The sequence below is a fragment of the Rhodococcus sp. SMB37 genome, from assembly GCF_004345605.1.
Taxonomy (GTDB): Bacteria; Actinomycetota; Actinomycetes; order Mycobacteriales; family Mycobacteriaceae; genus Rhodococcus.
The window spans coordinates 71,084-83,434 of sequence record NZ_SLVY01000009.1 but is presented as its reverse complement, the minus strand read 5'-3'; the positions used below and the strand labels follow the sequence as shown (position 1 = coordinate 83,434).

13 protein-coding genes and 1 riboswitch are annotated in these 12,351 nt (G+C 67.2%); of the genes, 10 read left to right on the top strand and 3 right to left on the bottom strand.

From position 1 onward, the window contains the following. Positions 1-92 precede the first annotated feature (92 nt). Positions 93-707 carry a heme-copper oxidase subunit III gene (locus tag EV641_RS15845; protein WP_132472943.1) on the bottom strand — a complete coding sequence of 205 codons (615 nt, stop codon included), beginning with the start codon at positions 705-707 and terminating at the stop codon, positions 93-95. Between the two features lie 139 nt (positions 708-846). Here EV641_RS15845 and EV641_RS15840 point away from each other — a divergent pair, with 139 nt between their 5' ends. Next, a complete protein-coding gene (locus EV641_RS15840) occupies positions 847-1,305 on the top strand; it encodes a hypothetical protein (protein WP_132472941.1) in 459 nt (152 codons plus the stop codon). A gap of 98 nt (positions 1,306-1,403) precedes the next feature. Further along, on the top strand, positions 1,404-2,480 hold the full coding sequence (gene trpD, locus EV641_RS15835) for an anthranilate phosphoribosyltransferase (RefSeq protein ID WP_132472939.1): 1,077 nt from the start codon (positions 1,404-1,406) through the stop codon (positions 2,478-2,480). A 75-nt stretch (positions 2,481-2,555) separates the two neighbouring features. Here the strand turns inward: trpD and EV641_RS15830 are convergent, their stop codons facing one another. Further along, positions 2,556-2,831, bottom strand: coding sequence for an Lrp/AsnC ligand binding domain-containing protein (locus tag EV641_RS15830; RefSeq protein ID WP_054720882.1), 276 nt, complete (start codon positions 2,829-2,831; stop codon positions 2,556-2,558). A gap of 50 nt (positions 2,832-2,881) precedes the next feature. Then, the gene (locus EV641_RS15825; RefSeq protein WP_132472937.1) at positions 2,882-4,639 is read right to left on the bottom strand and encodes a DEDD exonuclease domain-containing protein; all 1,758 of its coding nucleotides are present in this window, start codon (positions 4,637-4,639) and stop codon (positions 2,882-2,884) included. Between the two features lie 450 nt (positions 4,640-5,089). Next, positions 5,090-5,253: riboswitch (cyclic di-AMP (ydaO/yuaA leader) on the top strand. Between the two features lie 15 nt (positions 5,254-5,268). Between EV641_RS15825 and EV641_RS15820 the strand changes: the two genes are divergently transcribed. From EV641_RS15820 to EV641_RS15785, 8 genes are all read left to right on the top strand, one after another. Then, positions 5,269-5,841 (top strand): C40 family peptidase, encoded by a 573-nt coding sequence (locus EV641_RS15820; RefSeq protein WP_132472935.1) that lies wholly within the window; start codon positions 5,269-5,271, stop codon positions 5,839-5,841. Between the two features lie 186 nt (positions 5,842-6,027). Beyond that, a complete protein-coding gene (locus tag EV641_RS15815) occupies positions 6,028-7,074 on the top strand; it encodes a C40 family peptidase (protein WP_132472933.1) in 1,047 nt (348 codons plus the stop codon). Positions 7,075-7,140: 66 nt separating this feature from the next. After that, positions 7,141-8,472 (top strand): DUF1570 domain-containing protein, encoded by a 1,332-nt coding sequence (locus tag EV641_RS15810; protein ID WP_132472931.1) that lies wholly within the window; start codon positions 7,141-7,143, stop codon positions 8,470-8,472. A gap of 63 nt (positions 8,473-8,535) precedes the next feature. Continuing rightward, complete coding sequence (locus EV641_RS15805; RefSeq protein ID WP_132472929.1) at positions 8,536-9,705, top strand: glycosyltransferase family 4 protein; 1,170 nt, start codon at positions 8,536-8,538, stop codon at positions 9,703-9,705. Between the two features lie 37 nt (positions 9,706-9,742). Further along, positions 9,743-10,138 carry a polyketide cyclase / dehydrase and lipid transport gene (locus EV641_RS15800; RefSeq protein ID WP_132472927.1) on the top strand — a complete coding sequence of 132 codons (396 nt, stop codon included), beginning with the start codon at positions 9,743-9,745 and terminating at the stop codon, positions 10,136-10,138. Positions 10,139-10,262: 124 nt separating this feature from the next. After that, positions 10,263-10,700 (top strand): SRPBCC family protein, encoded by a 438-nt coding sequence (locus EV641_RS15795; RefSeq protein WP_054719161.1) that lies wholly within the window; start codon positions 10,263-10,265, stop codon positions 10,698-10,700. Further along, on the top strand, positions 10,697-11,938 hold the full coding sequence (locus tag EV641_RS15790) for an ArsA family ATPase (RefSeq protein ID WP_054719158.1): 1,242 nt from the start codon (positions 10,697-10,699) through the stop codon (positions 11,936-11,938). The genes EV641_RS15795 and EV641_RS15790 overlap by 4 nt, the downstream gene beginning before the upstream one ends. Then, positions 11,935-12,345 carry a hypothetical protein gene (locus EV641_RS15785; protein WP_347238236.1) on the top strand — a complete coding sequence of 137 codons (411 nt, stop codon included), beginning with the start codon at positions 11,935-11,937 and terminating at the stop codon, positions 12,343-12,345. The genes EV641_RS15790 and EV641_RS15785 overlap by 4 nt, the downstream gene beginning before the upstream one ends. The last annotated feature ends 6 nt before the right edge of the window (positions 12,346-12,351 follow it).

The window sequence follows — 12,351 nt, the reverse complement described above, 5'->3', positions numbered from 1 at the left end:
CGGGTGCGAGAGGTGGGGATGAACTCATCTGTATCCCTTTATGTAAGTCGGGACTGACTGGACGTCAGGGGGCTGCCTAAGCGTTCAGCTGGCTAACGGATGAAATAGATCGTGGCAAACAGCGCGATCCACACGATGTCGACGAAGTGCCAGTAGTACGACACGACGATGGCTGCGGTGGCCTGCGCGGGGGTGAACTTACTGACCTTGGTACGGAACAGCAGGAACACGAACGCGATGAGTCCACCGATCACGTGCAGGCCGTGGAAGCCGGTGGTCATGTAGAACACCGAGCCGTACACGCTGCCCGGGATGGTGGTGCCGTGCTGGACCAGCGTGATGTATTCGTAGCCCTGACCGAGCACGAAGAACGTGCCCATGCCGAGAGTGATGATGTACCAACGTCGCAGGCCGAATACGTCGCCACGTTCTGCTGCGAACACACCCAGCTGGCAGGTGAAGGAGGATGCGATCAGCACCGCCGTGATCGGTACTGCCAGCCACAGGTTCAAATGGGTGGGCGGCGGGGGCCACATACCCTCCGGCGCCTGTGCCCGTGCCACGAAGTACATGGCGAAGAGCCCTGCGAAAAACATGAGCTCACTGGACAACCACACGATGGTGCCGACGCTGACCAGGTTGGGCCGGTTCAACGAGTGCACGCGCTGTGTGATTGCAGATCCTGAAGTCCCTACTGCGCTCGTCACGCTGGCTAGTATGACCCGTCGTAGTAAGTGATGGGCAATCGGGGCCGAAATCGGCGCGTCTTTGCTGCGTCCGAGACGTGAAATACCGAGTTCCGGGCCCCGGAGCCGTCCCGATGTGACGGATGTGAAGGTGGCGGGGATGAGTGAACACGTGGGTGTGCTGGGGCGAATTCGCCGGCTCCTTACCAAGCGGACACCCGAGCCTCTCGATGTCACCCGGCCGGATCTCGTTGTCGTCGTCGAATCGTTCGACGACTCGGAGGCCTGCTCCACCGCACTCGATCGCGGAGCGCAGGGGGCACCGCATTGGATCGAAGCCGACGACGCGGTCCTGCGACATCATCTGGAGTTGCCGGCGGCGGCGGTCGAGGAGGCACTCGCGCTGGCCGGGCAGGACGGCTACACCGCCGCTGTACTTCCAGGTCCGGTGACCTCGCGGCACTCTGCCGCAGCCGGGGAGGTTCCGCTCTCTCTGATATTGCAGCGAGTCCAGAGACTCGACGCGATGCACTGCGCCCAGGAGAAGTCGCGGATGGCCTCGCTCGCGCAACGTCTCGGCGGCAGTGCCCTCGGATGGGACGCGCTCCAGCCCGAGTGACGCGGCCTGCAGTCGCCGGACAACGCCTGACTAAGCTTTCCGGGCGGAGGGCACAACGGTGCCCGGCAGCGAGTCGGATGTGGCGAAGGGTGGGTTGCATGAACGCGAGGCAGACGGCGCACGAGGTGGTTGCCAGTTGGCCCGCAGTACTCGGATCGCTGACCGCAGGTCGTGATCTGACGCGACCCGAGGCCGTTTGGGCAATGGAAGAGATCTTCTCCGACAACGCGACCCCCGCGCAGATCGCGGCGTTCGGCGTCGCACTGAAGATGAAGGGTGAGACACCCGACGAATTGCGTGCCCTCGCCGACACGATGCTCGGCTACGCCAACCTGGTGCCGGTCGACGACGACACGGTCGACATCGTCGGAACCGGCGGTGATCGCGCCAACACCGTGAACATCTCGACGATGGCGGCGCTCGTGGTGGCGGCAGCAGGTATCCGGGTGGTGAAGCACGGCAACCGCGCCGCTTCGTCGAAAAGCGGGGGCGCCGACGTGCTCGAGGCACTCGGGGTGCACATCGATCTCGGGCCGGAGCAGGTTGCGCGCTCGCTCGAGGAAGCGGGCATCGGATTCTGCTTCGCGCCGGTGTATCACCCGGCGCTGCGGTTCGCGGCTGCACCACGCAAGCAGATCGGCATCCCGACCGTGTTCAACGTTCTAGGGCCGCTCACCAACCCTGCGCGTCCCCGCGCCGGGTTGATCGGCTGCGCCTTCGAGTCGTTGGTCCCGACCATTGCGGGGGTGCTCGCGCAGCGCGGCAACTCGGCGCTGGTCGTGCGTGGCGACGACGGTCTCGACGAGCTGACGACGTCGACGACCTCGACCGTGCACGTCGTCCGGGACGGCGCGGTCGAGGTCCGGACACTCGATCCGGCGAGGCTGGGGATCGAACGGGTGCCGCTGGAGGCGCTCCGGGGCGGCGACGCCGCCGAGAACGCGGTCATCGCGCGGGCCTGCCTCGCAGGCGAGGCCGGCCCTGTCCGTGATGCAGTGCTTCTCAATGCCGCAGCCGCGATCGCCGCGTTCCGGGGTATCGAGGGTGGCCTCGAGGACGCGGTCGTGGCCGGTCTCGACAAGGCCGCGACCGCAATAGACAGTGGTGCGGCTGCGAAAGTACTCGAGAAGTGGGCTGCCGTGACGACCCGGCTCGGGGCCGAAGCCCAGCGTTGACGCAGTCGCAGTGACCCGAAAGGGGTGCCCGCCCCGTGAGGCGGGCACCCCTGATTCGTATGTATACGAGGGTGGTCAGTTCCCGATGGAGAAGCCGGCCTCGATGTCGGCGCTCGAATACGACTGGAATGCGATGTGCGTGACGGTCTTGCTCACGCCCTCGACCTTGTTGATGCCCCGCGTGACGACCTCGGCGATCTGCTCGTGGTCGCGGACACGCACAATCGCCACGAGATCGACGTCTCCGGCGCACGAGTACACCGTGTCGACCCCGGCGAGGTCGGCTACCGCTCGGGCGGTCTCCGGGATGCGGTGGGCGTCGGCGTCGATCAGAACGATGGCATTGATCATGGGGACTCCTTGTCTGTACTCCGGTGACGCAGATCTTCCTCCGGTGTCGATCAGCCTATGCGGTGGGCGTCCGGTTCCGGGACCGCCCCGGACGCATCGCGTGCCTGTCGTGCCAGCTCGGCCCATTCACTCCACCGGCCCGCGCCATCGACCGGCTCGGACCATCCGTGGGAGGTCCGCACGATGCGCACCCCGTCGGAGTCCAGCCACCGAGCGAGTAGTCCTATCTCTTCTGGGGGCGCACCGCGTAGCGGACCTGGCCCGGGCACTATCGTTTCGGCGCTCGCCGTGATCGCCTCGACGACCGGCATGGGACGCACACCGCGTTCCGCGACGCCGGCCGACGCGAGTCGGCCAGCGCGTACCACGGCGAAATCCCACCCTCCTTCGGCGCGGGGGCGCGCCGCGATCAGTTCGTCGATGGCTGCGAGCGCGGCGAGGCGCTGCGTGCGTCGTAGTGCACGGACCGCCTCGGCGGTGCGGTCGCGTAGTCGTGCTGCGTTCTCGAACAATTCTCTGCTCGCCAACGCGTCGATGCGCTCCTGTGCCCGCACGATCAGGGAGGCGTCGTGGCCGTGGAGGAGAGCGCGTGCCCGTCGGGCCTGGCCGGAGTACTCGTCGGGACTCTGCGGGCCGAACGAGGCGGCCGAGCAGGCACCGACCGCGTCAGGCAGGCAGCGGTCGCCGTGGCGCGCGGACCGGCCGATCCTGCGGGTGCACGTGCGCAGCCCACTGAATTCGGAGAGGGTGGTGGCCACCTCGGCGGCTGCGTTCCGGACGGAGAAGGGGCCGAGCGCGTCGGTCGAGGGCGTGCGCGAGATCGCCAGGCGCGGGAACGGCTCGTCGGTGAGAGTGATCCACCACCCGCGAGTGGGGTACTTCGAACGACGGTTGTACGGGGGAGTGTGCGCGGCGATCAGCCGGAGTTCGCGTACCCCGGCTTCGAGGCCGTGCGCGCATTCGACGTGGTCGATGCGGGTCGTCAGCGTGACCATCTCGCGGAGGCGCGCTCGGGTTTCCGAACCCGTGAAGTAGTTGCGGACGCGACGACGTAGATCCACGGCCGTGCCGATGTAGAGCGCTTCGTCCGACGGGCCCCGGAACAGGTACACGCCGGGGCGATGCGGCAGGTGAGCGGCAAGGGTGCGTTTGGCGCGTTGTTCGGCCGTCACGGTCGGGAGGTAGTCGCGCAGTTCGGTGAGACTGTGGACCCCCTGGTTGCCGACCCGCTCGATGAGTGCGTGCAGGACGTCGACGGTCGCGCGTGCGTCGTCGAGCGCGCGGTGTGTGGGTTGCGTCGACACGCTGAACAGTTCGGCGAGTGCGGAGAGTTTCACCGAGGGTGCCTCGTCGCGCCCGAGGACACGCCTCGCCAATTTGACGGTGCAGATGACGGGAAACCGTGGCCATGCCACGTCGCACTGGACGGCCGCGGCACGGAGGAAGCCGGTGTCGAACCCCGCGTTGTGCGCTACGAGGACCGAGCCCGCAGCGAATTCGAGGAACGCGGGGAGTACTTCCTCGATACGAGGAGCCTGATAGACCATCGCGGTGGTGATACCCGTGAGGCGAACGATCTCGGGTGGGATCGACCGGCCAGGGTCGACGAGGGTCGCGAATTCGCCCAGTACTTCACCGCTGCGGACCTTGACCGCGCCGATCTCGGTGATGGCGTCGTCACCGGAGCGTCCCCCGGTGGTCTCGAGATCGACCACGACGAAGGTGGTGTCGCGTAGGGGAGTGTCGAGTTCGTCGAAGCTGAGCTGGATACCGCGGGTGGTATCGGAACCGGTAGGGGACGACGTCATGCGCCTGAGCGTAGAAACCACCCCCGACACGCCACGGAACCGGACTTTCCACCCTCGATGAGACGAGGATCACACCCGAGTCGGAACGGCGGATCGGGCAGCGATTGTCCGGGGTGTCGCTCCCTGTTGTGGGGAGTCCCTGCGGTGCGCCGGAGTTGTTGTCCCGGAGGTATGTGAGCAAGGCCGAGCGGTGCCCTGAGCAGGGATGAGTCACGGCGGTGTGTAGATCTGCGGTGGCACCGTCCGGATCCTGTCGGCAGGGTCGGGATTACTGCCCCCCGTGCCGTTATCGGCTCGTTATGAAAAGGTGACGGCGCTGGTCCCAAAACGCCTGAAACGGACTTAGTACGCATTCTCCGCGATTTCGGGTTGGCCTCGGCGATGCAGTTTCGTAACCTTCCTGAGACCAAGCGGAATAGTTCGTCCGGCCCACTCCCGAGGGTCGGAGCCGCAAGGTAACCGCCTAATCGGCCGCTCGACCTCGAGTGTCCGAGCCGGGGACCCACACGCGTTACTGGGGTGAATCCCCTCCTCCGCCCCCGCGGAGAGGGGTAGGGCTGATCTTCCGGCCCGAATCCGTCAGCTAACTCGGTCGGCGGGTGAACGGAAGAATTGGAGAACATCCCCTCGTGGTCTCGCAGAACAGCAAGCGCGCAGTGCGTCGCGCCCTCGTTGCCGGCGCACTCGCGCTCGGTGCAGTCACCGTCACCGCCGGTCCGGCGATGGCGGAGCCCGTCACCATTCCCGGTGTCGGCACCTTCGAACTCCCCGCCGGCGTGACCCTGCCGCCGGAGGTCACCAACCTCATCCCGCCGGCTCCTGAAGCCGCTCCCGCTGCGCCCTTCACCGCGCCGTTCAGCTCGGTCGGCCAGCGTGCAGCCGACGCCGCGCTCAGCAAGGTCGGATCTCCGTACGTGTACGGCGCAACCGGCCCGAACGCATTCGACTGCTCGGGTCTCGTGCAGTGGGCGTATCAGCAGGTGGGCCTGAGCGTCCCCCGTACCAGCTACCAGCAGGCCTCGGCAGGCCAGGCTGTGTCGGTCGGTGCGCTGCAGCCCGGTGATGTCGTCTCCTTCTACGGCGGCAGCCATACCGGTATCTACATCGGCAACGGCAACATCGTGCATGCCTCGACCTCGAGCCAGCCGGTGAAGGTTGCTCCACTCGACTCGATGCCCGTGGACGGCGCCCGCCGCTTCTGATCGACGAGCAGTGCCTGTGAGGGTGGATCGGTGACATCACCGGTCCACCCTCACTCCATTGGCGGGTCCGAACCGGCGATGGTGAATGCTGTAGGTAACGAATTGCAGCGCGCTACCCGTGGGTAGACACGAAGCTATGCGATTCCGTAACCTAATCGAGATCTTTGCGAAAGGAAGACAAGCCTCGTGTTCTCCGCTCCCGCCAGACGGGCTGTTCGCACTGCTCTCGCCGCATGTGTACTTCTCATCCTGGGTCTCACCTCCGCGCCTGCAGTGGCCGATCCCATCGGCGACAGTCCCACCGCCAAACTCGAACATCTCGCCGACCTGTCCCGCCGGTCCGAGCAGGCCACCGAAGCATTGCACCAGGCCGGGATCGACCTGGACGCCCGGATCGCAGAGCAGCACGAACTCGATGCTCGCGCCGCCGCGGACCACGACGCGCTCGCTGCAGCCCAGGCCGAGGTCGCGCGATTCAAGCCCACCGTCGACAAGCTGGCCCAGGCCAACTACCGGGGTTCGCGTACCAACCGCCTCTTCGCGGTGATGGTCAGCGACTCACCCCAGCAGTTGCTCGACCAGATGGTGATGCTCGACGTACTGGGCGCGCAGACCGATCGCGAGATCGAAGGATTCCGTAGGGCCACCGACGCCGCAGAGGCCGCCGCGTCGGCATCTCAGAAGTCGGCCGAAGCCGCTCGCGTCGCGGCCGAGCAGGCGCAGACGCTGCGCGACGACCTGCAGCGTCAGGAAACCGAACTCGAGTCGCAGATCGCCGCGGTCCTCGACGCTTTCGACAACCTGAGCGACGCGGAGAAGTCGATCCTCGCCGGCACTCCGTTTCCACCAGGTCTCGATGCCGATCGCATCATGGAGCACCTCATTCCCGGCAACGGGGCAGGAGCGGTCCGCGCCGCCCTCACCCGGATCGGCGATCCGTACGTGTGGGGCGCCACCGGCCCCGACCAGTTCGATTGCTCCGGCCTCGTGGTCTGGGCATATCAACAGGTCGGCAAGACCGTGCCACGCTCGAGCCAGGCGCAGGCCCAGGGTGGGACGCCGGTCTCGCGTGACAATCTCCAACCCGGTGACGTCATCATCTTCTACAACGATGCTTCACACGTCGGTATCTACGCGGGCGACGGAAACATCGTGCATGCCTCCACGTTCGGTGTGCCGGTGAAGGTGCAGGCGATGGACAGCTTCCCGTTCCACAGCGCGCGACGCTACTGACCGCTTCCGGAGACAACCGATACACGGCACGGAGAGTGGCACCGCGCGCCACATACACTTGCCGCCGTGCCATCGCCGGAGAGCCTGCCCCGACCCCGTCGTCGCGCGCCGTGGGAACGGATCGGGCTCGCCGGGCTGGCGCTCGCGGTGGCGGTCGTAGGAGTGCTCCTCGTTGCCCCTGACACCACCGGACCGTCCGAGTCGGACGTTCGTGTGGAGTTGCAGGCACTTCTCGATTCGTGGGCGGATGCCGTACGCACCGCCGACAGCGCAGCGCTCTCCGAGATCATCGACACCGCCGTCGGGTCGGAGCTGCTCGAGGCCGAGACCCGCCGCGCCCAGGCGCTCACCGGCGTGCCCTTGGTCGAATTCGGATACGAGCTCGGCACCGAGCCCGCAGCCGACATCCCGAGTGAGATCGCCGGCCTGTTCGGAGACGACCCCGTACGCGCGCTCACGGTGTCGCTGCGCTACGGAATCGAGGGCGTCGACGAGGCGCCGACCCGCAAACCCGTCGCAGTGCTGGTCGTCGCACGTAGCGACGGATGGAAGATTGCCTCCGACCGGCCGCTTCCGGGGTCGGTGTCCGCGACATGGAGGGGCCCGTGGGACCACGGACCGCTCGATGTGACGACGACCGTGACGGCCGGTGGCACGTCGATGATTCTGGCTCACCCGGACGCGACCGACCTCGCCGCGGACATCGCAGCCGAGCTTCCGTCCGCGGTGGACGTGGTGTCGGAGGTGTGGGGGACGGACTGGCCGGAACGCTCGCTCGTGTTGGTCACCTCGAGCCACGACGAGTTCACCGATCAGGTGGGCACCGCACACAACGGTGACGAGATCGCGGCGGTGGCGATCTCCGATGCCGTCGATCCCGAGCACGACAGAGCGACCGGCCAGCGCATCGTCTTCAGCCCGGCAGCGGGCAGTCGTCTCTCGCAGGAGAGCCTGCGTGCGGTGCTCCGGCACGAGTTGGCGCACATCGCGGCCCGGCCGCAGACCGTGGACGGGTCGCCGATGTGGATCCTCGAGGGATACGCCGACTACATCGGCTACCGTTCCGATACCGGATCACCCGTGACCGGTGCCGACCTCCGCCGAATCGCCCCGAACCTCGTCGGGGAGGTCACCCGCACCGGCGCGCCGTCACAGATTCCCACCGACGACGACTTTGCCGACCCGAGTCGCTCCCGCACCGCCTACGAGACCGCGTGGAGTCTCACGACGTTCCTCGCCGAGGAGTACGGCGAAGACGATCTGACCTCCCTGTACCACAGACTCGCGGACGGCCCGGCGTCGGAAGCAGACCAGCGCGACGCATTCACCGCGACCGTGGGAGTGAGCGCGACGGACGTCGTCGACCGATGGGGCGACTGGCTCACCGACCGAGTCTGAGATTCCCCCCACCGACCCGCCCCCGTCGAGCGGTCACGGCATCCCACACCCTACGGTGTAGCCATGTCGCGAACGCTGCTGGTGACCAACGACTTTCCGCCCCGACCGGGAGGAATCCAGTCGTACCTGCGTTTGTTCGCGGCGCAACTCCCTGCCGACGAGATCGTCGTGTACGCACCGCGCTGGCGCGGCGACAGCCACATCCGCTACGACGCGGACCAGCCGTTCGAGGTCGTGCGTCATCCGACGACGCTGATGCTGCCGACCCCGGCGGTCGCGCGTCGCGCGTCTCGTCTGCTCGCCGACACGGGGTGCGACACGGTGTGGTTCGGTGCCGCCGCGCCGCTGGCGTTGCTGGCGCCGGTGCTGCGCCGCGCCGGCGCCGAGCGGATCGTGGCGAGCACCCACGGTCACGAAGTGGGCTGGTCGATGGTGCCGGGTGGCCGGCAGGCGCTGCGTCGCATCGGCAACGAGACCGACACGGTCACCTATGTCAGCCGGTACACCCGAGGCCGGTTCGCGGCGGCGTTCGGTCCCGAGGCCGGTCTCGAGCACCTGCCGTCCGGTGTCGACACCGAGGTGTTCCGGCCGGACCCGGCGGCGCGCGCCGAACTCCGCGCACGATACCGACTCGGTGATCGGCCGACGGTGCTGTGCTTGTCGAGGCTGGTACCGCGTAAGGGACAGGACATCCTGATCCGGGCGCTGCCGGAGATCCGACGTCGAATCGACGGCGCAGTGCTCGTCGTCGTCGGTGGCGGTCCGTACGAGGACACGCTTCGTGAGCTGGCGCACAAGGTCGGTGTCGAGGACCACGTCGTCATCACCGGCGGTGTGCCCGCGGCGGAGCTCGCAGCGCATCACACGATCGCGGATGTGTTCGCGATGCCGTGTCGCACCCGGGGCGCGGGGCTCGATGTGGAAGGTCTCGGGATCGTCTATCTCGAGGCTTCGGCCACAGGTGTCCCGGTGGTCGCAGGGAGATCCGGCGGTGCCCCCGAGACAGTCCGGGACGGGAAGACCGGGTTCGTCGTCGACGGCACCTCGGTGTCCGCCGTCGCGACTGCGATCACCGGTGTCCTTGCCGATCCGGACCGGGCCGCAGCGATGGGAGCTGCCGGTCGGCAGTGGGTGTCGACGCAGTGGCGTTGGGACGTTCTCGGTGCCAAGCTGCGGGAGCTTCTGGGTGGCTCGCCGCAACGGCCAGGAGCTGTGTACCGAACCGCGGGGTGACGAATCGGCTGGGTGAGCGGTATGTGAAGCTGTCCGCGTGAGCAGTATTCAGGTGTCGGATCAGACCTTCATTGCGGCAGACCCCCTCCGCATCGCGGCGGAAATCGCGGCGCCGGACCGGTGGCGGGCGTGGTGGCCGGATCTCGCGTTGACCGTCCGTGAGGACCGCGCGGAACAGGGAATCCGGTGGGCGGTGTCCGGTCCGCTGACCGGGACGATGGAAGTGTGGCTCGAACCCTCGCTCGACGGCGCGATCATCCACTACTTCCTGCACTGCGAGCCGACCGGAGTGGCCCCCGACCGTGTTGCGGAACTCGACCTGGCAGCGATGAACCGAGAGCGCAGGGTCGCCGGGAAGAAGATGACCTTCGAGGTCAAGGCTCGCCTCGAAGCGGGACGACCGGCCGGGGAGTCTCCGCGTGACCAGTCCTGAGCGGCCCGATACCGTGTCGATACGGTGTGTGGTAGACAACGACGTCGGTCTCGGCACCTCCGGTGGCGGAGACGGCTGCGCACCTTCAGCACACGGGACGGACTGAAAAGGAGTCTTCGTCGAAATGGCCGAGAAGACCAAGAGGTCGATCACCATCGATGCACCGGCAGATCAGGTGATGGCCGTGATCGCGGACTTCGACGCCTATCCCACCTGGGTGGAGGCGGCCAAGACCGTCGAGGTGCTCGAACGGCGGCCCGACGGCCGCGCGGAAACCGTCCGGTTCGTGCTCGACGCGGGGATCGTCAAGGATACCTATGTCCTCCGATACCGCTGGGCGGCGGACGGCCGGGCGGTCAGCTGGAACCTCGAGAGCGGCGAGATCCAGAAGGCACAGTCCGGAAGCTACGTTCTCGGTGATGCTCCCGGCGGAGGCACCGTGGTCGACTACGAACTCACCGTCGATCTCACCATCCCGATGATCGGCCTGTTCAAGAGAAAGGCCGAGAAGGTGATCACCGACACCGCGCTCAAGGAACTGAAGAAGCAGGTGGAAGGCTGAGCACCGAATCCGGGACGAGGCCCGCCCGCGTACGACTGTTTCTCGGTAAGGGAGGGGCGGGCAAGACCACCCTTGCCGCGGCAACGGCCCTCGACACCGTGCGCGTCGACGGTTCGGTGTTGCTCGTCTCGATCGATCAGGCGCACTCGCTCGCCGATATCCTCGCCGTCGACGCGGGAACCGGCGTCACGTCCGTGGCCGACGGTCTCGACGTGCTCGAGATCGATTCGCTCGGGCTGCTCGAGCAGCGCTACGCGACCCTGCATCGACTCGCGACGGTTACGGGGGGACATGAGCACGCCGGACAGTTCGATCTGCCGGCCCCCGAAGAACTCATCGGGCTACCCGCAGTGCAGGAGCTTCTCGCGCTCACCGAGGTTGCTCGCCTCGCCGACGAAGGACGTTGGCGCATGGTGATCGTCGATGCACCCGCGTCGGCAGACGCATTCCGGATGATCGCATCGCCTCGCACCTTCTCCGACTACATGGACCGAATCTGGCCGCAGCACAGTCGGATCGCCGCCGCGACCGGAACCGATCCGCGCTTGATGTTGGTCGTGGCCCTCTACGACCGGATCCTCGGTGGACTCGGCGCGGTCCGCGACCTTCTCGACGACCGTACCCGGACAAGCGTGACACTCGTCACGACCCCGGACCGCGCGGGATTCGCAGAATTACGCAGGCTCCGCTCCTGGACCGCGATGGCGACACTCCGACTCGACGCCGTCATCGTCAACGGAATCCTGCCCGACCTCGGTGAGGACGGGCCCGCCGCCGAGTGGATCGCGTCCGCGCGCGCTGCGCAGTGTGCCGTCGTCGACGAGATCCGTGAGCAGGTCACCGAGACACCGGTCGCCGTGTGCGAGCGCCGGAGCAGCGAACCGATAGGCTTGCGCTCACTCGGTGAGATGACGTCGTTCGGTGAGATGACACAGCACCACCGAGGCGACCGGGATCCATCGCAGCAGGGGAGCGATGTCGAACCGGTCCGGATCAGTCACGACACGGGAACAGGGGTGGACGCGGTGTACACGATGCGGATGCATCTCCCGCTCGCCGATCCGTCGTCGCTCACGCTCGGCCGGGTCGACGACGACCTCGTCGTGGGGGCCGACGGCATTCGTCGCCGACTACGTCTGGCTTCCGGGCTGCGTCGCTGCATCGTGTCGGAGGCAGAATTCGACGGAACCGATCTGCTGCTGCGCTTCGCCCCGGACCCGGCGGTGTGGCCGCAGTGAGTTCGGATCACGACGCCCTCCTGGCCGATCTGAGGATCCTCGCCGACACCGTCCTCGATCGCGTCGAGGCGCTGGTCGAGCAGGTGGCAGCGCAGGACGGTGCGTCGCATACGGATGCGCCCTCGAACGACGGCGCCGCCGAGGCGGGTGCGCCCGCGCAGACCGCAGGTGGTTGTACCTGGTGCCCCCTCTGCGCGGTCGCCGCTCTCGTCCGCGGTGAGAACCACGAGCTGATCACCAAGCTGGCGTCGCAACTCGCCGCGCTGATCGCGATCATCCGCGAACTGGTGGCCCGGTTTCTGCCGCCTCCTCGCACCGAGCCCGACACCGGTCCCGACGGACCTCTGCCTCCGGAACCCCCCGATCGAGGCGGGTTCGTGCCCATCTCCGTCACCATCCGTCCTTGACAGCGG